General features: G+C 67.9%; 25 protein-coding genes. 8 read left to right on the top strand and 17 right to left on the bottom strand.

The genetic code is table 11. The features are described from left to right. Nucleotides 1–21: 21 nt before the first annotated feature. The gene (locus HLG70_RS27290) at nt 22–2,487 is read left to right on the top strand and encodes a TonB-dependent receptor (RefSeq protein ID WP_171665082.1); all 2,466 of its coding nucleotides are present in this window, start codon (nt 22–24) and stop codon (nt 2,485–2,487) included. Between the two features lie 25 nt (nt 2,488–2,512). Here the strand turns inward: HLG70_RS27290 and HLG70_RS27295 are convergent, their stop codons facing one another. From HLG70_RS27295 to acnA, 3 genes are read right to left on the bottom strand one after another with little or no spacing between them, the layout of a single operon-like run. Further along, the gene (locus HLG70_RS27295) at nt 2,513–3,568 is read right to left on the bottom strand and encodes a lactonase family protein (protein ID WP_171665083.1); all 1,056 of its coding nucleotides are present in this window, start codon (nt 3,566–3,568) and stop codon (nt 2,513–2,515) included. Nucleotides 3,569–3,621: 53 nt separating this feature from the next. Beyond that, complete coding sequence (locus tag HLG70_RS27300; RefSeq protein WP_171665084.1) at nt 3,622–4,518, bottom strand: GntR family transcriptional regulator; 897 nt, start codon at nt 4,516–4,518, stop codon at nt 3,622–3,624. After that, nucleotides 4,515–7,148, bottom strand: a complete 2,634-nt coding sequence (gene acnA / locus HLG70_RS27305; RefSeq protein WP_171665085.1) for an aconitate hydratase AcnA — start codon at nt 7,146–7,148, stop codon at nt 4,515–4,517. Before acnA ends, HLG70_RS27300 begins: the two co-directional genes overlap by 4 nt. Before the next feature lie 85 nt (nt 7,149–7,233). Between acnA and HLG70_RS27310 the strand changes: the two genes are divergently transcribed. Next, nucleotides 7,234–8,217 (top strand): Bug family tripartite tricarboxylate transporter substrate binding protein, encoded by a 984-nt coding sequence (locus HLG70_RS27310; RefSeq protein ID WP_171665086.1) that lies wholly within the window; start codon nt 7,234–7,236, stop codon nt 8,215–8,217. Between the two features lie 47 nt (nt 8,218–8,264). Here the strand turns inward: HLG70_RS27310 and HLG70_RS27315 are convergent, their stop codons facing one another. After that, nucleotides 8,265–8,861: a TetR/AcrR family transcriptional regulator gene (locus HLG70_RS27315; protein ID WP_171665087.1), complete on the bottom strand. Its 597-nt coding sequence runs from the start codon at nt 8,859–8,861 to the stop codon at nt 8,265–8,267. A gap of 159 nt (nt 8,862–9,020) precedes the next feature. On the opposite strand from HLG70_RS27315, the gene HLG70_RS27320 reads away from it, so the two are divergent. After that, nucleotides 9,021–10,076 (top strand): sugar phosphate isomerase/epimerase family protein, encoded by a 1,056-nt coding sequence (locus HLG70_RS27320; RefSeq protein ID WP_171665088.1) that lies wholly within the window; start codon nt 9,021–9,023, stop codon nt 10,074–10,076. Nucleotides 10,077–10,105: 29 nt separating this feature from the next. Beyond that, nucleotides 10,106–10,978, top strand: a complete 873-nt coding sequence (locus tag HLG70_RS27325; protein ID WP_171665089.1) for an alpha/beta fold hydrolase — start codon at nt 10,106–10,108, stop codon at nt 10,976–10,978. Between the two features lie 4 nt (nt 10,979–10,982). On the opposite strand, the gene HLG70_RS27330 is transcribed toward HLG70_RS27325, so the two are convergent. Beyond that, nucleotides 10,983–11,675, bottom strand: coding sequence for a 2OG-Fe(II) oxygenase (locus HLG70_RS27330; protein WP_171665090.1), 693 nt, complete (start codon nt 11,673–11,675; stop codon nt 10,983–10,985). 158 nt (nt 11,676–11,833) lie between these two features. Between HLG70_RS27330 and HLG70_RS27335 the strand changes: the two genes are divergently transcribed. After that, complete coding sequence (locus HLG70_RS27335) at nt 11,834–12,526, top strand: HAD family hydrolase (RefSeq protein WP_171665091.1); 693 nt, start codon at nt 11,834–11,836, stop codon at nt 12,524–12,526. A 22-nt stretch (nt 12,527–12,548) separates the two neighbouring features. Here HLG70_RS27335 and HLG70_RS27340 read toward each other — a convergent pair whose 3' ends face one another. The 3 genes from HLG70_RS27340 to HLG70_RS27350 all read right to left on the bottom strand — a co-directional run bounded on the left by HLG70_RS27340 (nt 12,549) and on the right by HLG70_RS27350 (nt 15,741). Continuing rightward, nucleotides 12,549–13,331: an SDR family oxidoreductase gene (locus HLG70_RS27340; RefSeq protein WP_171665092.1), complete on the bottom strand. Its 783-nt coding sequence runs from the start codon at nt 13,329–13,331 to the stop codon at nt 12,549–12,551. A gap of 92 nt (nt 13,332–13,423) precedes the next feature. Beyond that, complete coding sequence (rtcA, locus tag HLG70_RS27345; protein ID WP_171665093.1) at nt 13,424–14,461, bottom strand: RNA 3'-terminal phosphate cyclase; 1,038 nt, start codon at nt 14,459–14,461, stop codon at nt 13,424–13,426. A gap of 62 nt (nt 14,462–14,523) precedes the next feature. After that, nucleotides 14,524–15,741: an RtcB family protein gene (locus tag HLG70_RS27350; RefSeq protein WP_234103266.1), complete on the bottom strand. Its 1,218-nt coding sequence runs from the start codon at nt 15,739–15,741 to the stop codon at nt 14,524–14,526. A 214-nt stretch (nt 15,742–15,955) separates the two neighbouring features. Between HLG70_RS27350 and rtcR the strand changes: the two genes are divergently transcribed. Together rtcR and HLG70_RS27360 are read left to right on the top strand one after the other, a co-directional pair. Continuing rightward, a complete protein-coding gene (gene rtcR, locus HLG70_RS27355; RefSeq protein WP_171665095.1) occupies nt 15,956–17,569 on the top strand; it encodes an RNA repair transcriptional activator RtcR in 1,614 nt (537 codons plus the stop codon). Nucleotides 17,570–17,625: 56 nt separating this feature from the next. Further along, a complete protein-coding gene (locus HLG70_RS27360) occupies nt 17,626–18,144 on the top strand; it encodes an MgtC/SapB family protein (protein ID WP_171665096.1) in 519 nt (172 codons plus the stop codon). Between the two features lie 12 nt (nt 18,145–18,156). On the opposite strand, the gene HLG70_RS27365 is transcribed toward HLG70_RS27360, so the two are convergent. The 6 genes from HLG70_RS27365 to HLG70_RS27390 form a co-directional block, all read right to left on the bottom strand. Further along, nucleotides 18,157–18,903: an SDR family oxidoreductase gene (locus tag HLG70_RS27365; RefSeq protein ID WP_171665097.1), complete on the bottom strand. Its 747-nt coding sequence runs from the start codon at nt 18,901–18,903 to the stop codon at nt 18,157–18,159. Nucleotides 18,904–18,947: 44 nt separating this feature from the next. Continuing rightward, a complete protein-coding gene (locus tag HLG70_RS27370) occupies nt 18,948–19,316 on the bottom strand; it encodes a cupin domain-containing protein (RefSeq protein ID WP_171665098.1) in 369 nt (122 codons plus the stop codon). A gap of 92 nt (nt 19,317–19,408) precedes the next feature. Beyond that, nucleotides 19,409–19,957 (bottom strand): AraC family transcriptional regulator, encoded by a 549-nt coding sequence (locus HLG70_RS27375; protein WP_171665099.1) that lies wholly within the window; start codon nt 19,955–19,957, stop codon nt 19,409–19,411. Between the two features lie 23 nt (nt 19,958–19,980). Beyond that, nucleotides 19,981–20,373, bottom strand: a complete 393-nt coding sequence (locus HLG70_RS27380) for a VOC family protein (RefSeq protein ID WP_171665100.1) — start codon at nt 20,371–20,373, stop codon at nt 19,981–19,983. A gap of 61 nt (nt 20,374–20,434) precedes the next feature. Next, nucleotides 20,435–21,427, bottom strand: a complete 993-nt coding sequence (locus HLG70_RS27385) for a formylglycine-generating enzyme family protein (protein ID WP_171665101.1) — start codon at nt 21,425–21,427, stop codon at nt 20,435–20,437. A 96-nt stretch (nt 21,428–21,523) separates the two neighbouring features. Beyond that, a complete protein-coding gene (locus HLG70_RS27390) occupies nt 21,524–22,387 on the bottom strand; it encodes an AraC family transcriptional regulator (protein WP_171665102.1) in 864 nt (287 codons plus the stop codon). A gap of 132 nt (nt 22,388–22,519) precedes the next feature. On the opposite strand from HLG70_RS27390, the gene HLG70_RS27395 reads away from it, so the two are divergent. After that, nucleotides 22,520–23,062, top strand: a complete 543-nt coding sequence (locus HLG70_RS27395) for a carboxymuconolactone decarboxylase family protein (RefSeq protein ID WP_171665103.1) — start codon at nt 22,520–22,522, stop codon at nt 23,060–23,062. 50 nt (nt 23,063–23,112) lie between these two features. On the opposite strand, the gene alkB is transcribed toward HLG70_RS27395, so the two are convergent. From alkB to HLG70_RS27410, 3 genes are all read right to left on the bottom strand, one after another. Continuing rightward, a complete protein-coding gene (alkB, locus tag HLG70_RS27400; RefSeq protein WP_171665104.1) occupies nt 23,113–23,772 on the bottom strand; it encodes a DNA oxidative demethylase AlkB in 660 nt (219 codons plus the stop codon). A 1-nt stretch (nt 23,773) separates the two neighbouring features. Continuing rightward, nucleotides 23,774–24,487 (bottom strand): 2OG-Fe(II) oxygenase, encoded by a 714-nt coding sequence (locus HLG70_RS27405; RefSeq protein WP_171665105.1) that lies wholly within the window; start codon nt 24,485–24,487, stop codon nt 23,774–23,776. Between the two features lie 92 nt (nt 24,488–24,579). Beyond that, nucleotides 24,580–26,121: a phospholipase D family protein gene (locus tag HLG70_RS27410; RefSeq protein ID WP_171665106.1), complete on the bottom strand. Its 1,542-nt coding sequence runs from the start codon at nt 26,119–26,121 to the stop codon at nt 24,580–24,582. Nucleotides 26,122–26,134: the final 13 nt, after the last annotated feature.

A 26,134-nucleotide genomic window follows, 5' to 3' on the forward strand; every position in this document is an offset into this window, starting at 1 on the left:
ACTCCAACGAAGGATCGTTTCATGGTTTCCCGAATTTCCCGTTCGCCACGCCTGTCGCGTGGAACCGTTGCCTTGCTGCCCGTCGCGGCGATGATCCGCGCCGCCGGCCTGGGGACAGCGCTGCTGGTCCTGGCGGGCGCGCCGCTGCAGGCGATGGCCGCCGACACCGCCAGCGTGGCCGCGCGCAAGTCCTATGCCATCGCGGGCGGCCCGCTGGGCGACGTGCTGGCCCAGTTTGCCGCGGCCGCCGGCGTGCCGCTGTCCTTTGACCCGGCCATGGTGGCGGGCCGGCACAGCGACGGGCTGGATGGCGCCTACTCCGTGCGCGAAGGCTTTGCGCGCTTGCTGTCCGGTTCGGGCTATGCCTTGTCGGAGCAGGGCGGGGGCGCGTATTCCCTGCGCAAGCTGCCGTCCGATCCCGGCGATTCGGCGACCGTGCTGCCGACGGTCACCGTGGCCGGGGCGGGCGTGAGTCCGTCCGCGCTGCCGCCCGAGTTTGCCGGAGGCCAGGTGGCGCGCGGCGCGCGCCTGGGCCTGCTGGGCAACCGCGACGTGATGGATACGCCGTTCAATGTCACGAGCTACACGTCCGAGGTGCTGGCGAACCGCCAGGCCGTGACCCTGGCCGATGCGTTGAATGTGGAGCCCTCGGTGCGCTTCACCGGCCAGATCGGCGGCGTGACCGATTCGTTCTATATCCGCGGCTTTCCCATCGGTGAGGGCAACCTGGGCGAGATCGCGTTCGATGGCGTCTATGGCGTGGCGCCCAACTACCACGTCTTCACCGACTACATCGAGCGGGTCGAAGTGCTGAAGGGGCCGGCGGCGCTGCTGTACGGCATGTCGCCCAACAGCGGCGTGGGCGGGGTGATCAACATGGTGCCCAAGCGCTCGCTGCCCGAGGACCTGACCCGCCTGTCGGCGGACTATGTGGGCGACTCGCAGTTCGGCGGCCGGGTGGACCTGAGCCGCCGCTTCGGCAACGATGGCGAATGGGGCGTGCGGGTCAACGGTATGCACCGGCAGGGCGACACGCCGCTGGACAATATGTATTCGCGCACCGATATCGGCGCCTTGTCGCTGGATTACCAGGGCGAGCGGCTGCGCGCGTCGCTGGATCTGCTGACCCAGCACGAGAAGATCGACGCGCCGACGCGGCCGTTCCTGGTGGCGGCGGGCATAGACGTGCCCCGCGCCGCGGATGGCCGCCGCAACGCGACGCAGCCCTGGGGCTGGTGGAAGTCCGACGGCCAGTCGGCCCTGCTGCGCGTGGAGTACGACATCAGCGACAGCCTGACGGTGTTCGCCGATGCGGGCGGGTCGGACACCAACGTCTCGCGCCTGTCCGACCAGACGCCCACCATCGTCAACGAAGCCGGCGACACGGTAGTGACGCCCAACAATTTCAAGTTCGAGGTCAACCGCAGCACGTACAACGCCGGACTGCGCGCCAAGCTGGACACGGGCCCGGTGCGCCATGCCGTCAGTTTCATGGGCAGCCTGTACAGCGACCGCAACCTGCAGGCCAGCGTGCTGGGCACGCCGCTGACGTCCAACATCTATCGTCCGGTGACGCGCCCGGAGCAGCGCATACCGGCGCCGGCCAACGTGCCCAAGGTGTCGTCGTCCGACCTGTCCGGCCTGGCGCTGGCCGATACGATGAGCATCCTGGATGACCGCGCGCAGTTGACCCTGGGCCTGCGCCATCAGCGCATTGAGTCGCGCAACTTCAATGGCGCGACGGGCGTGCGCACCGTCAGCTACGACGAAAGCGCAACCACGCCGCTGGCGGGCCTGGTCGTCAAGCCCTGGAGCAACGTGTCGTTCTACGCCAACTACATCGAGGGCTTGAGCAAGGGCGACGTGGCGCCGTCCACGGCGTCCAATGCGGGCGAGGTGTTCAAGCCCTACAAGGCCAGGCAGAAAGAAGTGGGCGTGAAGGTGGAGTTCGACAGCGCCCTGCTGACCCTGAGCGCATTCGAGATCACCAAGCCCAGCGGCCAGCTGACCAATGGCGTATATGGCGCCGACAGCGAGCAGCGCAACCGCGGGCTGGAGTTGAACCTGTCAGGCGAGCCCTTGCGGGGCCTGCGCCTGCTGGGCGGCGTGACGTTCCTGGATGCGGAGCTGACACGCACGAACAGCCGCGCCACGCTGGGCAACCAGCCGGTGGGCGTGCCCAAGGTGTCCGTCAACCTGGGCGCGGAATGGGATACGCCCTGGGTGGCGGGCCTGACGCTGACCGGCAGCATGATCCACACCGGCAGCGAGTACATCAACCAGGCCAACACGCAGTCCGTGCCGTCGTGGACCACCTTCGACCTGGGCGCGCGCTACGCCGTCAAGGTCCAGGGCAAGGACGTCACGCTGCGGGCCAATGTGGTCAACGTGTTCAACCAGGCCTACTGGTCCGGCGTGGCGTCCTACGGCACGATCTCGCAAGGCGTGCCGCGCACGCTGATGCTGTCGGCGTCGATGGATTTCTGATGGTCTTGCCGCCGCCAGATGCAGATCAGGTCTGGCGGCGGGCGAACACCATGCATACCGGGCTGCCGATGCGCAGTTCGTAGCCGTCCTGGACCAGCGTGCCGTCTTGCGGGTTGACGCGAAAGCGCAGCAGCGTGTCGCTGTCTTCGTTCAATGCGAACAGGAAGCGGCCGTCGGGAGACAGGGTGAAAAATCGCGGAGTCCTGCCCTGCGTGTGGGCGTGCTGCACAGGCGCCAGCCTGCCGCTGACGGGATCCACGCGGAACACGGCGATGCTGTCGTGGCCCCGGTTCGACACGTAAAGGTGCAGGCCGTGGGCATCGATGGCGATGCCGGCGGCGCGGCTGTTGCCGGTGCAGGTGTCGGGCAGGGTCGGCAGCACCTGGAACGGGCGCAGCGCGCCCGTCTCCAGTCCGTAGGCGGCGACGGTGTTGTCCAGTTCATTGACCACATACAGCCAGCGCCCGGCCGGGTGAAAGACCGCGTGGCGCGGACCCGCGCCTTCGCGCGAGGCGGCCACGCTGGCCGGTTCGGCGCCGACGCCCTGTTCGTTCAAGGTGAAAAGAAAGACGCGGTCCAGCCCCTTGTCCGGCACCACCACATAGCGGCCGGACGGATCGACCAGGTTGTAGTGCGGCTTGGCGTGGGGCTGTTCCTTGCGATGCGGGCCGGGCTCGCCCGTCAGCGCAACCGTCTGCGACACCGGGGCGAGCGCGCCGTCCGCGGCCACGGGCAGCACGGCCAGCGTGCCGGTCAGGTGATTCGACACCATCAGGTAGCGGGCCGACGGGCCCAGCGCCAGATGCACGGGATTGCGCCCCTCGCAGGCCTGCATGCGCCACGGTTTGAGGGACCCGCCGCGCGTATCGCGGCGCAGCGCGCTGACCTCCTGGCTGTCGCCGTGCACGGCATAGAGCACGGGCAGGGACGGGTGCGGCAGCAGGTAGGACGGGTTGACCAGGCCGCCCACGACTTGCGTCAGGGTCAGCGATCCGGTGTCGGGGGCGTAGTCGTATACGCTGATGCCGTCGCCGCGGGCATTGCGTTCCCGCGTGGTGCGGGAGCCGATATAGACGTGCATGGCGCGAGCCTCTTCAGATCACGATGAAAACGGCCGCGCGCGCCGCGCGCAGCCTATGAAAGCAGGATGCCGCTGATGCGGGCCAGGTTGTCCAGGGTGCTGCGCAGGTGGCTGGCCAGCGCCGCCGCGGCCTCTTCGTTGCGTTCGCGTTCCAGCAGGTCCAGGATGGCCAGATGCTGGTCGCAATGCTGCTGGTAGCGGCTGCGGTCCTGCATGGAGCGGTAGGACAGCAGTCGGCGCACGCGGTTGACGCGCTTGATCGTGTCGATGAAGAAGGGGTTGCCCGAAGCCTCCACCAGCGACTCGTGAAAGCGCACGCCGCGTTCGTGCAGCTGGTCGGCCGTGTCGGTGGCGATGCCGCCGTCCAGCAGATGCTTCTCCGCGGCGCGGCAACGCGCCAGCACGTCTTTGCCGATGCGAAAGCCCGGCTCCAGCAGCGCCGCCGGCTCCAGCGCCAGGCGCAGCCGGTAGGACTGCATCAGGCTGTCCGGCGTGGTCATCATGGATGAAAATTCCCAGCCGTAGCCGGGCCGGCGCTGCGCCCAGCCTTCTTGCGAAATCCGGGCCAGCAAGGCTTGCGTCTGCGCGTTGGTCAGCGCATAGCGCGCGCGCAGCAGGGCTTCGCTGCACTGCATGGGCAGCTCGCCGCGCAAGAGCTCGTCGGCCAGCTTGAAATAGCTTTGCGTCACGATGTCGTCCACGGACGGCGGCGTGAAGTCGGCGGGGGCGTCCGCCATGGCGTCGAAGTCCTGCTGCAGGAAGTAGCCGCGGTTGGGCTTGCGCGCCACCACGCCGTGCTGCTCCAGGATGCCCAGCGCGTCGTTGACCGGCGAACGCGACAGCCGCAGGCGGTCGGCGATCTTCTGCGCCGTCAGGTGAGCGCCTTCGGGCAGGCGGTCTTCCTTGATCAGCGCCAGGATTTTCGTGACGGTATTGGTTTGCGCGCTCATGGGGTGTGGACGGCCGATAGTATGGTGTCCGACAGAATAGCGGGAATGACGCCGCCCATACGCAACAGCCTGACTTCCAGCCGGGTCTCGACGGCGGCGGTCGCCGCCAGCGCGTCGATGCCGCCCTTGGCACGCAGGATGCGCACCGGCACGGAAACGCGCGGCGCCAGCGCGGCGGCATCGGCGTCGATCTCGATCCGGTCGCCGGACTGCAGCTGCAGGGTGGCGGGTGTCATCCCGTCGGGCAGGCGCAGGGGCAGGATGCCCATGCCGATCAGGTTGGACCGGTGGATGCGTTCAAAGCTGACGGCCAGCACCGCGCGTATGCCCAGCAGGCGCTGGCCCTTGGCCGCCCAGTCGCGCGAGGAGCCCGTGCCGAAGCGCTCGCCGGCCACCAGCACGACCGGGTTCGATGCCTGGGCGTAGTGCGCGGCGGCTTCCCAGATCGGCTCCAGCCTGCCGCTGGGCGCGTGCAGCGTATGGCCCACGGGGGACTCCGGACAGAGCAGGTTCACGAGGCTCTTGCTGTAGAAGGCGGCGCGCATCATGACTTGCCAGTTGCCGCGGCGCGAGGCAAAGACGTTCAGATCGTCGCGGTCGTCGCCGCGTTCGACCAGGAAGTCGGCGATCAGGCTGTCCGGCGGGATGGCGCTGGCGGGCGACAGGTGGTCGGTGGTGACGTCGTCGCCCAGCACCAGCAGCGGATGCGCCGCGTAGCGGCCCAGTTGGCTGCCTGCTTCGGTGGAGGCGAACGGCGGGCGGCGCAGCGCGGTCGAGGCCGGGTCCCAGGGAAAACGCGCCGAGTCCGGCGATTGCAGTGCTTGCCAGGCGGGATTGGCGCTGGCGATCTTGAAGGCGGCGCGATAGTCGGTTGGACGCAGCCCGGCGGCCAGCGCCGCGTCGATGTCGGCCTCGGCGGGCCACAGCTCGTGCAGATGGACGGCGCGGCCGTCGGGCGCGAACTGCACGGGCTCCTGGCTGAGGTCTCGCTCGGCGTCGCCGGCCAGCGCGAAGGCGATGACCAGCGGCGGCGACATCAGGAAGCCCAGGTCCAGGTCCGGGTGGATGCGGCCCGTGAAATTGCGGTTGCCGGACAGCACCGCCACCGGATGGACGGTGCCGGCTGTCATGGCCTCCTGCACCGCGGCGGGCAGAGGACCGGAGTTGCCGATGCAGGTGGTGCAGCCATAGCCCACGATATCGAAGCCCACGGCGGCCAGGTCGTCCAGCAGGCCGGCGCGCGCCAGGTAGCTGGCGGCGGCGGGCGAGCCTGGGCCCAGGGACGTCTTGACCCAGGACGGCACCGTCAGGCCCGCCTGGCGCGCCTTGCGAGCCAGGAGCCCCGCCGCCATCAGCAGCCGCGGGTCCGAGGTGTTGGTGCAGCTGGTGATGGCGGCGATCGCGATGGCGTGCCGGGGCAGGGCGCCGCCCGTCGTCCGGGGCGTAAAGCCCTGATCGGCCAGAATGGCTTTCGTGTGGCCATAGGGGTGCAGGTCCTGCGGCCGCTTCGGCCCGGCCACGTGCATCTGCACGCGGTCCAGCGCGATCTCGATCACCCGGGTGTAGCGCGGCGAGGCCGCGGTATCCAGCGCGATGCCGGTGCGTTCGGCATAGGCGCCGACCCGCGCCACGTGCGATTCGGGCCTGCCGGTCTGGCGCAGGTAGGCCAGCGTTTCGCCGTCGATGGGAAAGTAGCCCGTCGTGGCTCCGTATTCGGGCGCCATGTTGGCCACCACGCAGCGGCTGCCCGCCGACAGCGTGGCGACGCCCGGCCCGAAGAACTCCACGAATTCGCCGGACACGTGGATGGCGCGCAGGCGCTGGGTCACGGTCAGGGCCAGGTCGGTCGCCGTCACGCCGGCCTGCAGCGCGCCGGTCAGGCGCACGCCGATGACATCGGGAATGCGCAGCATCGTCGGCATGCCGAACATGACGGTCTGCGCCTCCAGCCCGCCCACGCCCCAGCCGAGCACGCCGATGCCGTTGATCATCGGCGTATGACTGTCTGTGCCGATCATCATGTCGGGATGCAGCGCCATGCCGTCCGGGCCTGCCTGCTGACAGACCACCGTGGCGAGCTGCTCCAGGTTGATGGTGTGCATGATGCCGGTGCCCGGCGGGTGGATGCGCACGTTCGACAGCGCCTTGGACGCCCAGCGCAGGAAACGGTAGCGCTCGGCGTTGCGGCGCAGTTCCAGGTCCAGGTTCAGCGCCGCCGCATCGGCGCGCGCGTAGGCTTGCACCGCCAGCGAATGGTCGACCGACACGTCCACCGGCAGCACCGGATTGAGCACGCCGGGGTCGACGCCGGCCTCGGCCAGGGCATCGCGCATGGCGGCGATATCGACCAGGGCAGGCGTGCTGGTGGTGTCGTGCATCAGCACGCGGCCAGGCTGGAAGGCGATCTCGGATTCGCTGGTGCCGTGGGCAAGCCAGCCGAACAGCGCGGCGACCGCGGCGTCGCGTTCCGCGTCCCGCATGTTGCGCAGCGCGTTTTCCAGCAGCAGCCGCAGCACGACGGGCAGGCGGAAGTACTCCGCGCCGTACATGGCGGGAAGATCCAGGTAGGTGTACTGGGCGCCGTCCAGGGTGAAGCTGGCGTGGCGCAGCGGTGCATTGGTGTTTTCCATAGCTGCCAGTTTTGCATATTGCATCTATAAAATGCAATTAAGTAAAAACCCGGCCGCAATTCATGGAGGCCACAGGAGACACACCATGCCCCGAATTCGCACGCTGGCCGCCGCCGCGGCCCTGGCGCTCGCCGCCTCCTCCCCGCTCCATGCCGCCGATGCGGCCGCGGGCCGCCCCATCACCCTGATCGTGCCTTTTGCCGCCGGTGGCGGGGTGGACGGCATGGGCAGGCTGCTGGCCGAACGGTTGCGCAGCGAGATGCCCCAGGGCGTGGTGGTGGAGAACAAGCCGGGCGCCAGCGGCATGCTGGGCGCGCAGGCGGTCGTGCGCGCCGCGCCGGACGGCGCCACCCTGCTGCTGGGGTCCGCTGGCGAGACAGCCATCAACCCCCTGGTCTTCAAAGGCAAGATGCAATACCAGCCGGAAAAAGACCTGGCGCCGATCGCGCTGATCGCCCGCGTGCCCAACGTGCTGGTCGCCAATCCCAAGCTGCCGGTGGCCAATGTGGAGGAACTGGTGGCCTATGGCCGCGCGCATCCGGGCAAGCTGACGTATGCGACCAGCGGCGTGGGCAATCCGCAGCATCTGAACGGCGAACTGCTGCAGTCGCTGGCGGGGATCAAGATGGTGCACGTGCCGTACAAGGGCGCGTCGGCGCAGCTGGTGGACGTGGCCGCGGGCAGCGTGGACCTGACCTTCGTCAGCCTGGCGGGTGCCTTGCCCTTCATCAAGGGCGGCAAGGTCAAGCCCTTGGCGGTCACTTCGCCCCAGCGCGCATCGTTTGCGCCCGACATACCCGCCGTGGCGGAATACGCGCCGCTCAAGGACTACGCGCTGGAGAACTGGTTCGGCGTGTTCGTGCCCGCGGCCACGCCCGCCGAACTGCGGCAGAAGCTGGCGGACGCCATCGGCCGCAGCCTGAAGGACGAGAAATTCGTGGCCAGCATCCGCGAACTGGGCGGCGAAGTGCAGCCCATGAGCCAGGACGAATTCCGCGCCTTCATCAAGGCGCAGACCGCGGTGTTTGCCAAGGTCGTGGCCGATGGCCACATCACGGCGGAAAACTGATCGGGGCGCGGCGGCTGCCGGCGAGGCTCCTTTGATGCGGGCCGGTCCTAGCGCGTGACGGCGTCAAGCGCGCTCAGGGCAGGGGGGATCAGGGCCAGCAGCCGGCCCTTGCCCACGCCGTCCCGCGCTTGCACGGACAGGCCGTGCAGCACGACCGCGTAGTAGTCGCCCAGCGCCTGCACGTCGGTGCCAGGCTTGAGTTCACCCGCCTGCATTGCGGATTCCAGCCGGTCGATGATGGACTGCGTGCGCGCCTTGCGATGCGTCGTGAGCCAGGCCATGACTCCTTCGTTCTCGGCAGCGTAGTTGGTGGCGGCCGAGACCACCATGCAGCCTTGCGGACGGCCGCGCTTCGTGTAGGTGGTCACGGCGTCGCTCAGCAGTTTCTCGATGGCCTCGCGCACGCCTTCCGAGCCTTCCAGCGCTTTCTCGGCGAATGCGCCATCGCCCGTCTCATAGCGCGCCACCGCTTCGCGAAACAGGTCCTGCTTGGAGCCGAAGGCTGCGTAAAGACGCGCCGACGCCAGGCCTGTCGCCGCCACCAGGTCCGCCATCGACGTGCCTTCGTAGCCTTGCTTCCAGAACGCCAGCATTGCCTGCTGTAGCGCCAGGTCGCGGTCGAATTCTCTGGGTCTGCCTGCCATGTCGATCTCGGTGCAATGAACTGGCAAGCAGTGTAGCGCGGCGGCCTTCGGCGGCATCGCAAATTCGCGGATCAGGGGCGACCGCCATCACGGCCGCTTGCAGCGCCGCTGCATATCGCCTATTCTTTGTCGTTCGACAAACAATTGAGATGAAAAAACATGCAAACGATCAAAGGCCCCAGCCTGCACCTGGCCCAATTCAGCGATGCCGCCGCTCCGTTCAACAGCCTGCCCGCCATCGCGCAATGGGCGGCGGACGTGGGCTTCAAGGCCTTGCAGATTCCCGCCTGGGACAAGCGCTTCTTCGACGCCGCGACGGCGGCGGTCAGCCAGGATTACTGCGATGAGATCGTGGGCACCCTGGCGCGCCACGGATTGGTGGTCAGCGAGCTGACCAGTCATATCTTTGGCCAGCTTCTGGCCGTGCATCCGGCCTACGACGCCATGGTCGACAACTTCGCGCCCGTCGAGGCGCGGGGCAATCCGCAGGCAAGGACGGCATGGGCAAGGCAGGGGCTGCTGGATACGGCGCGCGCGTCCAGAAGGCTGGGCTTGACCGATATGGGCACGTTCTCGGGGTCGCTCGCGTGGCCCTACCTGTTCCCGTTCCCGCAGCGGCCGGAAGGCTTGATCGAGGCGGCGTTCGATGAGCTTGCCAAGCGCTGGCGGCCGGTGCTGGACGAATGCGATGCGCAGGGCGTGAACCTTTGCTTCGAGATCCATCCCAGCGAAGATCTGCACGACGGGATCACGTTCGAAATGTTCCATGAGCGTGTCGGCGGCCATGCGCGCTGCGCCATTCTTTTCGACCCCAGTCATTTCGTCTTGCAGCAGCTCGACTACCTGCAATACCTGGACATCTACAAGGACCACATCCGCATGTTCCATGTGAAGGACGCGGAGTTCAACCCGACGGGCCGGCAGGGCATCTACGGCGGCTATCAATCGTGGATAAACCGGGCCGGGCGCTTCCGCTCGCTGGGCGACGGGCAGGTGGATTTCAAGTCGATCTTCTCCAAGCTGGCGCACTACGACTACCAGGGCTGGGCCACGCTGGAGTGGGAATGCTGCCTGAAGGACCAGGAGACCGGCGCGCGCGAGGGCGTGGATTTCATCAACCGCCACATCATTCCGGTCACGTCCAAGGTGTTCGACGATTTCGCCGGCGCCGCCATCGACAAGCAACAGATCAATGCCCTGCTGGGCATCGCGTAAACGGCCCACGCCGCATCAGGAACCAAGCAATGACGCACCAGAATTCTTCCTCCAGCGCCTTCACGCATCAATACGTCAACGTGAATGGAAACCGCATCCACTGCGCCCTCGCGGGCAGCGGCACGCCCGTGCTGCTGATCCCGGGCTGGCCCCAGACCTGGTACACCTGGCGCCACATCATGGCGGCCCTGGCGCAGGCCGGCTACCTGGCGATCGCGGTGGATCCGCCAGGGACGGGAGACTCCGACCGCCCGGCGCACGGCTACGACACGGGCGCGGTCGCCGCGACGCTGCACCAGTTGATGTCGCAGCTGGGCCATGCGCGGTATCAGGTGGTGGGCCACGACATAGGGATGTGGGTGGCGTATGCCCTGGCCAGCGATTTTCCGGCGGCGGTGAGCCGGCTGGCGCTGACCGAGGCGGTCATTCCCGGCCTGGCGCCCGCGCCCACGATCTTCGCGCCGCCCGAGGAGAACAAGTTCCTCTGGCATTTCATGTTCAACCAGCTGCATGACCTGCCCGAGACGCTGATCGCGGGCCGGGAAAAGGCCTATCTGACGTACATGTTCGACAAGTGGTCGCACCGCCGCGACCGCGTCGCGGCCGATGTGTATATCGAGGCCTATTCCGCGCCCGGCGGGTTGCGCGGCGGGTTCTCCTACTACCGCGCCATTCCGGAGACCATCCGGCAGAACACGCTGCGCGCCGCGCGCAAGCTGGAAATGCCCACGCTGGCCATCGGCGCCGAACACGCGACCCGGGATGCGCCGCTCATCACCATGCGTGATAACGCCCGCGATCTTCAGGGCGCGATCATTCCTGATTGCGGGCATTTCGTCACCGAGGAATGCCATGAGGCCTTCCTGGAGCACCTGCTCCCGTTTCTGTCGCGGGAGGGATGAGCGTCTACGGCGCCTCGTGCAGCATCAGGTCCAGCCCCAGGCGTTCGCCGCCGCGCACCCGGCTGATCGCCTGGCGATCGGTGACACGGTAGATGCCTTGCGCGCCCTGGACGGGCCGGTGCGACACCGCGATCACCGCGGCGTCGCCCAATTGCAGGGGCAGCACCATCGGGCGCGATTGCATGCGCGGCCGCTGTTCGGTCATCACGATCTCGCCGCCGGTGTAGTCCTGGCCGGGTTCCGACAGCAGGGCGATCAGCCGCAGCGGAAAGACGCAAGTCCCGTCGGCATGCTGCAGCAGAGGCTGGTAATCGTCCGCGCGCAGGCGCTGGATGGCGGACAGGGTACGCAGCTGGCCGGCCTGGCGGTTCCATTGCGTGTACGCCGCCAGCTCGTCGGGATAGGACAGATCCTGGCCGAGCGCCGCCGCCCAGGCGCGGGCGACCGGAAGCAGGCGGCGGTACAAGTCGGCGCGCAGCCGCGCCAGCGGCGGGGGCAGGGGATCGGGCAGCGCGTAGCGGTCCCCGTGGCCCGCCTGCGCGGGTTCCGGGCGGGCGGCGCGGATTGCTGCCTGCGCCATGCCGCGCGCGTCGTCCGGCGCGAATAGCGAGGGCAGCAGCGCCCAGCCCTGGGCGTCCAGCTCTTGCGCGATGCGCGGCCAGTCGTAGTTGTCCAGCGGTTGGAAGGCAGGGGGCATGATCATTCTTGAATGCTGCGCGCAATATGGCCGGACAGGCTAGCCGCGGCGTGGCGCCGCCGCACTCCGCTGCTTGCTGCCGTGGCGCCGCGCCTGAATGGGGCCGCAAGGGCTTGAAGTATGCTTACCGGCTTCATGGACACTCCTATGCTGCCGCAATGACTGATTTTCCCTTTGACGCCGTGCTTTTCGACTGCGACGGCGTCCTGGTCGATTCCGAACCCATCACCAGCCGCGTGCTGACCGAGATGCTCAACGAACTGGGCTGGGGCATCACGCATGCGGAAACGATGGATATTTTTACCGGTAAAGCCGTCAAGGACGAACTTCCGCTGATCGAGGCGCGCACTGGCGCCAGGATCACCCCGGAATGGTTCGACCAGTTCCGCCAGCGCCGCAACGACGCGCTGGACCGCGATCTGCTGGAGATCCCCGGCGCGCCGGATGCCGTGCGCGCCCTGCATGAGTCTCTGGAAGGCCGCATCGCCGTGGCCTCGGGCGCGGACCGGCGCAAGGTGGAACTGCAACTGGCCAAGGTAGGCATCGCTGATTGCTTTGGCGGCCGCGTCTTCAGCGGCCATGAAATGCCCCGCAGCAAGCCGTTCCCGGATGTGTACCTGGCCGCCGCGAAGGCGCTGGGCGTGGACCCGAAGCGTTGCGCCATCGTCGAAGACACGGTCACGGGCGCCACGGCTGGCGTGGCCGCGGGGGCCACGGTGTTCGGCTATAGCCCGGATGCCAACGGCCACAGCGGCGCGCAGGCGCTGCGCGGCGTGGGCGTGGCCCACGTGTTCACCGACATGCAGCAGCTTCCGTCGCTGCTGGCGGGCTGGCGGGCGGTCGCGGGCTGAGGCCTGCGGGCCGCGGGGGGCCTCAGCGTCCGTGGCTGGCGTATTGCTCGCCGCCGTCCAGGTCGATCACGGTGCCGCTCAGGTAGCCCGCGCGCGGGGAGGCCCCGAATACGATCATGTCGGCGACTTCCTCCGGCTCCATGAGCCGCCCGAAGGGCAGGTCCGACAGTGTTTCCTGCCAGCGCGATTCGTCGCCCCAGCGGGCCTGGGCGCGCTGGCGCGCCAGCGTCAGCACGCGATCGGTGCGGGTGCGCGACGGGTTCACGCCAAACACGCGTACGCCATTGCGCGGCGATTCTCCGCCCAGTGCGCGCGTGAAGGCGATGAGCGAGGCATTGGCCGCCGCCCCGCAGATGTAGTCCGCGCGCGGCGCCGATCCCGCCATGCCAATGATGTTGGCAATGACGCCCGTGCCCGCCTCACGCATCTTCGGATAGTAGTGGCGGGCCAGGCTGATGTAACCGTGCACCTTCAGTTCCCAGCCCGCGCGCCAGCGTTCGTCCTGCACCTGGTCCAGCGCGCCGCCCGGCACCGCGCCGGCGTTGTTCACCAGGATGTCGATGGGGCCGGCTTCCTTGCAGAGGCGCTCCGCCGCGCCTGCCTGGGCCAGGTCCAGCGTGACCGCGCCGGCCTGCCTGCCAGTCTGTTCGCGGATCGCCGTGGTGGCCGCGTGCAACGCGGCATCGTCGCGCGCCACCAGTATCGGTTCGGCGCCTTCGCGCGCGAAGGCGACCGCGCAGGCCAGGCCTATGCCCTTGGAAGCGCCCGTGATGAGCACGCGTTTACCCGCCAGCTGCAAGTCCATGTAGAGCTCCTGTCGATACGCGTCCGCCAGCGCGGCGCACTCACAGGTTGTAAACCAGATGGACCGGAATGTGCCAGCGCGGGATGCGCGCCTCAGGCCGGCGCGACGTCGACGCGATGCCCACGCGAGCAGGGCGCATGACGGATGGCCACCGGCAGAAAGCGCTCGATCACGGACGCATTGGTGAGCGTGTGGCCGGTGAGCTCGCTGCAGGTGAAGTGCGTGGGTTCGCCGCTGTCGCGCACCGCCAGAGCCGCCAGCAACAGCCACTGGTCCGCGAGGTGCGGGCCCAGCGCGGCGTCGCTGGCCAGGTAGTCGCGAACCTCCCTGGCCAGGGAGTGCGCCACGGCTTCCGCGGCGACGCCCTTGGCGCCGAAGGCGGTGAAGACCTCGGTGACTCCGCTGTATTCCAGCACGGCGGCCAGCGCATTGCCGGGGCCTTCGTTCTGGCGTCCATCCACGATGCGCAATTGCCCGGCGGGCCAGTCCAGCGCGGCGCCCAGTGTTTCCAGCTCGCGGCGGGCGACGCTGCGCGGCACGCTGGCAACGACGCATTCCGCGCTGTGGGCGACGGCGTCGCCGCGCTGCGCAAGGTTCAAGGGCTTGAGGCCGCCGTCCGGCGGGGTGATGGTCGCCGTGACCGCACCGCCGCCGGCGGGATAGAAGCCACGGCGCGTCAGTTCCAGGGCAATGCCCGCGCCCAGTCTGCGCGCCAGCGGCGCATAGGCGCGCGCCACGAAGTCGAACGACGGGGCCAGCGGATTGTGCGTGCCGCCCTGCAGTTCCACCCGGCTGGGGCCGTCGGCCGCCAGCAGCGCGGGCAGCACGGTTTGCAGCACCAGCATGCAGCTGCCGGCGCTGGCGATGGCAAAGCGGTAGTCGCCGGCGCGGATCGCGCCTGGCGTGAAGCTCAGCTCCTGCGACCCCAATTCGGCCCCATCGCATCGCGCCCCGCTGATGTCGACGGCCGCGCGCACGCAGGCCAGGTGCTGGCGCATCAGGCCGGGCTTGGACCGCTTGGCGCGTATGCGGTGAATGCGCAACGGGCGGCCGGTAATCATGGAAAGCGCCAGGCTGGTGCGCAGGATTTGCCCGCCGCCTTCGCCTTCCGAACCATCCAGTTCTATCACTTCTCTTGCTCCTGAGAACTCATTGCGCTGCGCCCGGCCAGTGGGGCCGGGTGCAGAAACGTTCAACCCTTCACGCATACCACTTGCTTCAGCGTGTAGACCACTTCGACCAGGTCCTGCTGGGCCAGCATCACCGCGTCGATATCCTTGTAGGCCATCGGGATTTCATCGATGACGTTGGCGTCCTTACGGCACTCCACGCCTTCGGTTGCGGCAATCTGGTCGGCCACGGTAAACAGTTTCTTGGCCTTGGTGCGGCTCATGGCGCGGCCCGCGCCATGGCTGCAGCTCATGAAGCTCTCCGGGTTGCCCTTGCCGCGCACGATGTAGCTCTTGGCCCCCATGCTGCCGGGGATGATGCCCATTTCCCCCGCCTTGGCGCTTACAGCGCCCTTGCGAGTCAGCAGCACTTCTTCGCCGAAGTGGGTTTCGCGGCTGACGTAGTTGTGGTGGCAGTTCACCGCTTCCATGTGCGCGTCGAACGGCTTGGCGATCACCTGGCGCACGGCATTTACCACGCGGCTCATCATGACCTCGCGGTTGGCGCGCGCGAACTTCTGCGCCCAACCCACGGCGCGCACGTAGTCGCCGAAGTACTTGGAGCCTTCCTCGAAGTACGCCAGATCCTGGTCGGGCAGGTTGCGCTGGTGCTGCTCGGCGTCCTGCTTGGCCAGTTGGATGAACATGGTGCCGATGGCGTTGCCCACGCCGCGCGAGCCGGAGTGCAGCATGAACCACACCGAACCATGTTCGTCCAGGCACACCTCGATGAAGTGGTTGCCGGTGCCCAGCGTGCCCAGGTGGCGGTAGTTGTTGGTCTTGGCCAGGCGCGGATAGTCCTGGCACAGGGCCTCGAACTCCGGCGCCAGCGCGCGCCACGCGAGGTCCGTTTCGCTGGGCGGCGTGTCCCAGGAACCGCGGTCGCGGCCGTGGTGGCGCGGTGTCAGTCCATGGGGTACGGCTCTTTCGATCGCGGAGCGCAGCGGGGCCAGATTGTCGGGCAGGTCGTTGGCGTGCAGTGTCGTCTTGCAGGCCATCATGCCGCAGCCGATGTCCACGCCGACCGCGGCGGGAATCACCGCCTTTACCGTGGGAATCACCGAACCCACGGTGGCGCCGATGCCGTAGTGCACGTCGGGCATGGCGGCGATGTGCTTGTGGATGATGGGCAGGCGGGCCGCGTTTTCAAGTTGCTGGCGCGCTTCGTCCTCGATGGGTACGCCGCGCGTCCACATTTTCAGGGGCACGCCGCCGGCGACTTGGTGCAGTTGATAGGTCATTGTTGTTCTCCTTTGCATATGACGGTGGCGGCTCCTCTTGCGGCGCTGCCGCCGTTCTCTATGCAAATGCCGTGCCAGGTTTGCGCCGGTGGCCGGAAAATAGCCGCAACGCCTTGATTTGCAAGGTATGAATTGTAGGCGCTGTGCCGTTGCGCAAAGATGTCCTCGCCCCTAAAATCCGATCAACTTATAAAAATAGCTAGTAATTTATCTAATGAAACAGGTCGTGGTGGTGGGGTTCATCGGTACGCAGCTGGACGCCGGCAATGGCGCGGCGCGCTGGGAAAAGTGGCGGCCCACCGTGGCGCTGACTCAGCACGAGGACCGCGTCGTGGCGCGCATGGAACTGCTCTACACCGTGCGCCACCGCAAGCTGGCCGAAGTGATCCGGGCGGACATCGCGGCGGTGTCTCCGGAAACCGTCGTCAATCTGGTCGAACTGGACCTGGCCGATCCCTGGGATTTTGGCGAGGTCTACAACTGCCTGCATGGCTGGGCGCGCGCCTATCCTTTCGACCTGGACCGCGAGCAGTACTGGGTGCACATCACCACGGGCACGCACGTCGCGCAGATCTGCCAATTCCTGCTGGTGGAGTCGCGCGTGCTGCCCGGCGTGCTGGTGCAGACGGCGCCACCGCGCCGCGAGCAGGCCGGCATGGCGGGCACCCTGGCGCTGATCGACCTGGACCTGTCGCGCTACGACGTCATCGCGCAGCGCTTTGCCGCGGAACAACGCGACGCCGTGGAATTCCTCAAGCGCGGCATCGCCACGCGCAATGCGCGGTTCAATGCGCTCATCGCGGAAGTGGAGCGGGTGGCGGTGCGTTCGCGCGCGGCAATCTTGCTGGCGGGGCCCACGGGGGCGGGCAAATCCTTCCTGGCGCGCCGCATGTTCGAGCTGAAGAAGGCCCGCCATCACATCGTCGGGCCCTTCGTCGAGGTCAATTGCGCCACGCTGCGCGGCGACACGGCGGCAGCGGCCCTTTTCGGTCATCGAAAGGGCGCATACACCGGGGCAGTCGCGGATCGTCCGGGCCTGCTGCGCACCGCGCACGAGGGCGTGTTGTTCCTGGACGAAATCGGCGAACTGGGCGTGGACGAGCAGGCGATGCTGCTCAAGGCGATCGAGGAAAAGCGCTTTTACCCGGTGGGCGCCGACCGCGAGGTCGAAAGCGACTTCCAGCTCATCGCGGGAACCAACCGGGACTTGCGGCGGGAGGTCGCCACGGGCGCTTTCCGTGAAGACCTGTACGCGCGCATCAATATGTGGACGTACGATCTGCCCGGCCTGGCCCAGCGCAGCGAAGACATCGAGCCGAACGTCGACCATCTGCTGGCGCTGCACGCCAGCGAGCACCACCAGATGGTGCGCTTCAATGTCGAGGCGCGCCAGGCCTACCTGAAGTTTGCGCAAGGCGCCGATGCGCCTTGGCGCGGCAACTTCCGGGACCTGTCTTCCAGCATCTTGCGAATGGCCACGCTGGCCGACGGCGGGCGTATCGGCCTGGAGCTGGTGCAGGCTGAAATCGAACGCCTGCGCTGGCTGTGGCGGCGCGATGAGCCCGAACGCGGCGACGCTGTCGGCAATCCGACCCTGGCGTCCCTGCTGGGCCAGGCCCGCGTGGACGCCATGGACCTGTTCGACCGCCTGCAGCTTGAGTCCGTGCTGAGGGTGTGCGCCAGTTCGCGAAGCTTGTCGGACGCGGGCCGGCAGCTTTTCCAGGCGTCGCGTGCAGGGCGCAGCGTGGTGAACGATGCGGATCGCCTGCGCAAGTACCTGGCCAAGCATGGCCTGCATTGGGAGCAGCTCAGGGCGAGTGCTGCCTAGCGTCGCCCGCGCGTCGCCTGCTATGCTGATTCCACCTCGGTCCCAAGGACGCTGCGATGTCGGAAATCTGGCTGGAGATCTGGTCCACGGTGCGTAGCGAATTCGCCGATATCCCCGATGTGGGCGAGGCGACGCGCATCGTGCTGCGCCTGGGGATGGCCGTCGTCCTGGGCGGTCTGCTGGGCTATGAACGCGAACGCAGCGGCAAGGCGGCCGGCCTGCGCACGCATATGCTGGTGGCGCTGGGAGCGGCCATCTTCGTGCTGGTGCCCCTGCAGGGGGGCATGCAGGTGGGCGACCTGAGCCGGGTGCTGCAAGGCGTGATCGCCGGCATCGGTTTTCTGGGCGCGGGCGCCATCATCAAGCTCAGCGACGAGCGCGAGATCCACGGACTGACCACCTCGGCCAGCATCTGGATGACGGCCGCCATCGGCGTGGCCGCCGGCATGGGGCGGGAGGCGACCGCCCTGGTCAGCACCCTGATGGCGCTGTTCGTGCTGGCGGTGCTGCGCCGCGTCGAAGCGCGTATTTCGTCCGGGCAGGAAAAACGCGTGATCTCTCCTGACAAGAAATAGCCCGGGCCGGGCTCAGCTGCCGCCCGACACGTCGATGAACGAGCCGCTGGTGTAGCCGGCTTCATCCGAGAACAGCCACATGATGGCGCCGGCAACTTCGTCCACGGTGCCGCCGCGGCGCAGCGGGATCACGCTCTTCAGGCGGTCGACGCGGCCGGGCTCGCCGCCGCTGGCGTGCATCTCGGTGTAGATCGTGCCAGGACGCACGCCATTGACGCGTATGCCCTCTGGCGCCACTTCCTTGGACAGGCCGATGGTCAGCGTGTCCAGCGCGCCCTTGGAGGCCGCGTAGTCCACATACTCATTGGGCGAGCCCAGCCGCGCGGCGGCGGAGGACACGTTGACGATGGCGCCACCCTGGCCGCCGTGGCGCGTCGACATCCGGCGCACCGCTTCGCGGGCGCACAGGAAGGCGCCTATGACATTGGTGGACAGCACACGCAGCAGCCGTTCGGCGCTCATGTCGTCCACGCGCATCTGCTTTTCCAGGATGCCGGCATTGTTGACCAGCGCGTCGATCCGGCCGAGGCGGTCGTCCAGCGTGCGGAACATCCGCAAGACCTCGTCTTCCTGGGACACGTCGGCCTGGATGGCGATGGCGCAGCCGCCGCCGCGCTGGATTTCGGCCACGACCGCCTGGGCGGCGTCGGCGTGCGAGCGATAGTTGACGCCCACCGCGTATCCGCGGCGGGCGGCCAGCTTGGCGACGGCGGCCCCGATACCGCGGCCGCCGCCCGTGATCAGCATGACTTTGGACATGGTTTCCTCCCGGTAGGAAGTCACATTAGCAGAACCGCGGGGGCTCAGATCCAGACATCGTTGGGGGCGCGGCGTTCGCCGCCCTGGTCGCCCGTGTTCGCCACGCCGCGCGGTTCGATGAGCATGAGCTGCACCTCGTCGCGCGCGCAGGGCTTGTGCTCCACCCCCTTGGGGATGACGGTCATCTCGCCCGGGCCCAGTTCGACGTGGCCGTCGCGCAGTTCGATGCGCAGATGGCCCTGGATGACGATGAATGTCTCGTCCGTGTCCGGGTGGGCGTGCCAGAGGAATTCGCCCTTCAGCTTTGCCAGCTTGAACTGGTAGTCGTTCATCTCGGCAATGACCTTGGGCATCCAGTGCTCCTGGATCAGCGCCAGCTTGGCTGCGAGATTGATGGGCTGCATGGAAGGCATGGCGTCACCTGCGGGAAGGGAAAGTACCCACGATAGCGGCCCGGCGCCGTGCTGTCTTGTACGATCGAGCAGGTTTTGCCGGCCGTGGCGGGTCAGCCTTGCAGCATCCGCCGCCAGCGGTCGGGCGTCATGCCGTAGGTCTGGACATGGCGGCGGGTCAGGTGGCTTTGGTCGGTAAAGCCCGCGTCGGCGGCGGCCTGCGCCAGTTCATAGAGGGCGTCGTCTTCCTGCAGCGGATCGATGGGGCGGGTTGTGCTCTGCAACAGCGCTTCGCTGGCGGCGTACAGCCGGGGGTCGGCGGAGATGCCGTCGCGAATGAAGGGGAGCGGCCGTCCGCCCAGGATCTGCTGGATGAGCGCCGGCTTCACATAGACCATGCGGTAGTGAAAGCCGGCGTCGGTGCCCGCCTGGCCGTCGTGGACTTCGTCGGGATGCAGCACGATGGTGCCGCCCGGCAGGCTGTGCCGGCAGCCGCGGCGATAGTGGAAGCTCTGCACGCCGGACAGGGTGCGCCCGATGGCGTAGGTGTCGTGGCGGTGCATGTCATAGCCATGACCGCGGAAGTAGGCTTCGATGCGCTCCGTGTCGCTGGAAGGCGCCGCGCGCCTGATCCAGTCCTGCTGCGGCTGGGTCGCGGTCATGCTGGAGCCTGCGCGCCGGGGCGTTACGCCTGCTTCTTCACCTGGACCAGCACGAACTCGTTGCCGTACAGGTCGATGAAGTGGGCGTAGACAGTGGTGTCGTCATGGACGGGCTCCTTGGTGAAGCGCACTCCCTTGGTCACGAAATGGGCGTGGTCGCGCAGCACGTCGTCGGTGTAGAACACGCCCACCGGCTGGCCGCCGGTCTGGTCGCCGACCCGGTCGCGCTGCGCCTGCGTCAGGGCTTGCAGCAGCCATACGCCGACCGCGGGCTGCTCCGGCAGGCGCAGGTGCACGTACCGTTGCTGACCAACGGGCATATCGGCGAAGACCTCCATGCCCAGCTTGTCTTGGTAGAAGGAAATTGCGGTGTCGTAGTCGTTCACGAGAAGGACGAGACGGCCCAGCGAATGCATGTCAGGACTCTCTTTGAGGTTTTGCGTGCGGCTATGCTAACCCGCCAGGGCGCTTTTCCGTTCAGTCGGCCTCGCGCAGCAGGCGCAGGCCCACCAGCGGGTAGCGCGTTTCCTCGGTGTTCCAGTTGCGGTACGACGACCGGGTGTACAGCGCCCACGTATGCCAGGAACCCCCGCGCCTGACCCGCACATTGCCGGTGGCGGGGCCTTGCGGGTCGTCGGCGGGGGACTGCGCGTAGTAGTCCTCGCCATACCAGTCCGCCACCCATTCCCAGGCGTTGCCGTGCATGTCGTACAGCCCGAAGGCATTGGGCGCGTAGCTGGCGACGGGCGCGGTAAAGGTGTTGCCGTCATGGCGGGCCGAGGCGTAGGCCTGCCATTTTGGCCACAGCGGCTGGGCGTCGGCGTCAAAGCCGTTGCCGACGTCGGGCATGGCCGCGGGGTCGTCGCCGTTCTGGTAGCGACTGCGCGTGCCGGCCCGGCAGGCGTATTCCCACTCGGCCTCGGTGGGCAGCCGGTACACCCGGCCCTCTTTCTGGGTCAGCCATCGCGCCAGCGCCTGCGCGTCGTTCCAGCTGATGTTCACGACGGGATGTTCGTCGCCTTGCGCAAAGCCGGGATTGCGCCAGGAGTAGCGGCGGTCGCGGCCCTCGAAGGCGTCGCCGTGCTCGGATTTTTCGGGGTCGTATTCGACGTTGTAGCCATAGCCGCCGGTGCCGTCGGCCTCGGATTCCGGGACATAGCCGGACGCTTCGATGAAGCGCCGGAACTGGCCCACGGTGACTTCGGTGCGTTCCAGGTAGAACGGCCGCGTGATGCGCACGGTATGCACCGGCGCCTCGTCGAACAGCTGCGTGAACCGGTCCGCCGGATACTGGGGATAGGCGGCGGCCAGGGCCTCGGGCGCTTCATCGCTGCCCATCTGGAACGTGCCGGCCGGCACGTGGACGAAGGTCATTCCCAGGGAATTCACGACCAGGGAGGGCGGTTGCGCCGACAGGGCGGGCGCCGATATCAGGGAGCTGAGCAGAACCAGGGCAATGCGTGTACGCATGGTTGTCGGGACGGACGAGGCTGAAGGTGCGCAATAGTAGGGCCGCCGGGCCTGGCCTGCCAGACGCGGGGAACCCTCATGCCGGCCGCCGCGTCTTCAGGGCGCGGCGGCCTGGTCTTCCAGCCATTGCCGGGGAGAGGCGCCCATTTTCTGGCTGAACACGCGCGACAGCGCCGACGCGTTGGCATAGCCCAGTTCCGCGGCTATGGTCTTGACCGCGCGGCCTTCCCGCAGGCGCGACTGGGCCAGCGTCAGGCGCCAGTCCGCCAGGTAGTCGGCGGGCGGCTGGCCCACCACGTCCCGGAAGGCGGCGGCGAATGCGCTGCGCGACATGCCTGCCTGCGCCGCCAGCGCGGCAAGCGTCCAGGGCGCGCCGGGCGCCTCGTGCATGGCGACCAGCGCGCGCGCCAGGCGGGGCTCGGACAAACCCGTCATGACGCCAACCTGGATGCCGGCTTCCTCGTGGTGATCGATCAGCCAGCGCAACAGCTGGATCAGCACCACTTCGAACAGGCGGTCCGCCAGCAGCCGTTGCCCGCAGCGCACCTGTTCCGTTTCCGCGAACAGCAGCGCCAGGGCCTGTTCCAGTCCGTCCACGCGCGCCAGCGGCAGCGCGATCAGGGGCGGCAGCGCACGCACCAGCGGATGGCGGTCGCCGCCATCGAAACGCAGCGTGGCGCAGGTGAAGTCCGACCCGTCCTGCGGCGGATTGTGGAATTCGTGGTGCACCGGGCGCGGGTAGAACAGCAGGGTGGGTTCGGCGATGCGCAGCCGCCGGGGCAGGCCGCTGCCGGGACGGTGGGCGACTTCCATTTCGCCGCGGCGCAGCACGTGCAGGAAGCCGCGTCCGGGTTCAGGGGCGAACCGGTTCAGTCCGCACAGCGGCCCCGCATGAAACAGCTGCGCGCGCACGCGAAACCGTTCCAGCAGGGCGGACAGACGGTCGATGGGGGAAGTCATGGTGGTTCTGGACGAATAGGTATGAATCGTGGACGTTAGGTAGCCAATATACCTCCAGACGCGGACATACTGGCGCAAAGGCAGACGGCAACCGGCCTGTCCTTTCCTCCCTCATCCCATCAAGGAAACATCATGTCCCGCGTACCTCTTATCGACACTTCCCTAGCCCCGGCCGCCAGCAGGGGCTTGCTGGACCAGATCCATGGCGCCTTCGGCGCGACGCCCAATATGTTCCGCGCCGTGGCGAATTCGCCGGCCGCCCTGAAGAGCATGTGGGGCGCCTTTGGCGCCCTGGGCGGCGGTGTGCTGCCGGCGCAGCTGGCCGAAAAGATCGCCGTTGCCGTGGCCGACAGCAACCGCTGCGAGTATTGCCTGGCCGCGCACACCGCGCTGGGCAGGAAGGCCGGCGCCAGCGCCGAGCAGATGGCGGCGGCGCAGGCGGGCCGGGCGGACGATCCGCAGACCGCCGCCGCGCTGGACTTTGCCTTGAAGCTGGTGCGCCAGCATGGCCAGGTGGGCGATGCCGACGTGGCGGCGCTGCGTTCGGCGGGATTCAACGACGAGCAGATCGTCGAAATCCTGGCGCATGTGGCATTGAACCTCTTCACGAACTACGTGAATGTGGCGTTCGATGTGCCGGTGGACTTTCCCCGCGTGCAGCTTCGTGCCGCCTGAGCGGGTATCGCGGGCGGGCGTCCCGGCGGCGGATGACGCATGCCGGCCGCTCAGCCCGCCTTGCGGATGGTGAAGTTGATGCGCAGGCTGCCCAGCCGCGGGTGCGGCAGGTCCTTCAAGGGCATCACGCCGTGATAGCGCAGCCTGTCCACCCCGCCCCAGACGACGACGTCGCCGTGAAACAGCGGCACCCGCGCGGCCTTGTCCGCGCGTTCGTCGCCGCCGAACAGGAACATGGCCGGCATCCCCAGCGATACGGAAACGATGGGCGCGCTGTAGTCGCGCTCGTTCTTGTCCTGGTGCAGCGACAGGCGCGAACCCGGTTCATAGCGGTTGACGAGGCAGGCGTCGGGGGCGAAGCCGGGAAATCCGGCGTCGGCCGCCGCGTCCCGCGCCAGCCGTGCGAACGCCTCCGGCATGGCCGGCCAGGGCCGGCCGGACAGGGGATCGCTGCGGCTGTAGCGATAGCCGCTCGCATCGGTCGTCCAGCCCAGCTCGCCGCAGTTCGTCAGCGCTACCGACATGGTGTAGCCGCCGGGGGTGTCCATGTGGCGGAACGGCGCCTGCGCGGTCACGGCGTCCACGCCCGCCAGCAGGTCCTCGATCACGGGCAGCGCGAAACCGCGCAGCACCACGGACTGCGCGCCCAGCGGCACGCGCCCGTGTTGCGCGTCGTCATCGCCGCCGAAGAGATCCAGGTTCAAGGTCATGTCAGAGCGCGTCGTGGAAGATGATGCCCAGCGTGTGGCGGCGGCCTGTCCGCAGTTCGCTGACGCCATGCCGCAAGGCCGCCTTGCGCCAGCCGCGCACGCGGGGCACCGGGCGCTGGTTGACGGTGAAGACCAGCGCATCGCCCTGCTGCAAGGGCAGGACATCGGCGCGCTGTTCGCGGCTGCCGGTTTCCGTCATGACGAATTCGCCGCCGGTGAAATCCACGCCGGGCCGGGACAGCAGCACCGCGACCTGCAAGGGGAACACGTGTTCGCCGTACAGGTCCTGATGCAGACAGTTGTAGTCGCCCGGCCCATATTGCAGGAGCAGCGGCGTGGGGCGCAGCTGGCCGGCCGCGTGGCACCGTGCCAGGAAGGCCGCGTGCTCCTCGGGATACCGGACCGCGATGCCCATCTGCTGGTTCCAGCGGTTGGCGATCGGCGCCAGACAGGGATACAGCGCGCTGCGCAGGTCTTGCAGCAGGTCGGGCAGCGGGTAGCGGAAATACTTGTACTCGCCGCGGCCAAAGCCATGCCGGGCCATCACGACCCGGCTGCGGTAGCGGCCGTCGGCCAGGTAGGCGTCGGCCAGATCCGCGCATTGGCCGGGGGTCAGCAAACCTGGGAGGACGGCGCTGCCGTGCGCGTCCAGCGCGGCGGCCGTGTCGGTCCAGTCCCGTTGGCTCAATGCGGCGTCGATGGGCTGAAGGTTCATGATGGCTGAGGCAGGAAGTGGCTGAGGCAGGAAAAGGTCCATGTCCCAGTCTACGCCCGGTGTGCGCGCCGGCCACTCCGCTTGTTGCGGCCCTAGAGCAGCGGCTCCAGCGGCAGCAGTGAGGCCATCCATACCGACAGCCGCTGCCACACGCTGGCGCCGGGCTCCGTGTCGTGGCGGATGGTCTTGCCGTCGCGCTGCTCCAGCCAGTAGAGCTTGCCCGTCTCGTCCAGCTGTACGCGGTAGGCCGTTCCCGGAATCTCCTGCTCGAAGGCGTCAGAGATACGCTTGGCCAAGGTCGGGCTGTCTATCACGAAGCCCAGTTCGGTGTTCAGCCTGGCCGAACGCGGATCGAAGTTGAATGAGCCCACGAAGATGCGCTGGCCGTCCACCGCGAAGGTCTTGGCGTGCAGGCTGGAGCCGGAGCTGCCGAAGGGGCCCATGCTCTTGTTGCGCTCGAGGTCTTGCGCCTGGCGCTTCATCTCGAACAGCTCCACGCCGGCGGCCAGCAAGTCCTTGCGGTGCTTCGCGTAGCCGGAATGCACCACCGCCACGTCGGTGGCTTCCAGGGCATTGGTCAGCACTCTGACCTTGACGCCGTTGCGCGCCATTTTCGCGAACGCCTGCGTGCCGGTGGCGGTAGGCACGAAATAGGGCGACACCAGCGCCAGGTCCGTCGCCGGCTCGCCCAGGATTTCATGCAGCTGATGCGGCAGCATCGCCTCGCGCGGGGCGGTGCCCAGCGTTTTGCGCGGATCGTCGCTGACCATGCGTGTCTGCGCCCATTCCAGACTCAGCTCGCCTTTCAGCAGCTGCCGGATGAAGGGCAGCTTGCGCATGGCCTCGGCATAGGCCGCGGCTTCGGGCGAACGCTCGACTTTGGTGGCGTCGGCTTCCAGTTCGTCCAGTTCGTTGGACGCGGCCTTCTTGAGCAGGCGGTCCACCGGATAGGCGGAATCGCTGGCCCAGTAGCGGTCGAAATCCGAGGACACGTCGTTGACCGCGGCGCCGATGGCCAGCACGTCCAGATCCGTGAAGAGCACGCCGTTGGTTGCGCCGAAGTACTCGTCGCCCACGTTGCGGCCGCCGATGATGGTGGCCTGGTTGTCCGCGGTGAAGGACTTGTTGTGCATGCGGCGGTTCAGGCGGCTGAAGTCCGTCACGTAGCCCAGCGGCTTGGGCCAGCGCAGCACGAAGGGGTTGTACAGCCGGACCTCGATGTTCGGATGTCCGTCCAGCGCGGACAGCGTCTGGTCCAGCCCGGCGGTGCCGTTGTCGTCCAGCAGCAGGCGCACCCGCACGCCGCGGTCGGCGGCGTCGTGCAGCGCCTCCAGCAGCATGGTGCCCGTCATGTCGGCGTGCCAGATGTAGTACTGGACGTCCAGGCTGCGCTCGGCCGCGCGCGCCAGCATCATGCGCGCGGCGAAGGCGTCATGGGCGTCGGGCAGCGGGTGGATGCCCGATTTTCCAGGGTGCGCCGCCGCCAGCGGCGCGATGGCCTGACCCAGCGGGGTGGCGAGAGATTCTTCGGGAGTGAGCGCATGCGACTCGCTGCGCTGATCCAGCGCCGGCAGGGAGCAACCAGTGAGAAATGCGCAGAGGACGGTCATGAATAGGGGCTTGGCCATTTGCATGACCCGTATTGTG

Origin of the sequence: Achromobacter deleyi, assembly GCF_013116765.2 — a bacterium.
GTDB classification, from domain to species: Bacteria; Pseudomonadota; Gammaproteobacteria; order Burkholderiales; family Burkholderiaceae_B; genus Achromobacter; species Achromobacter deleyi_A.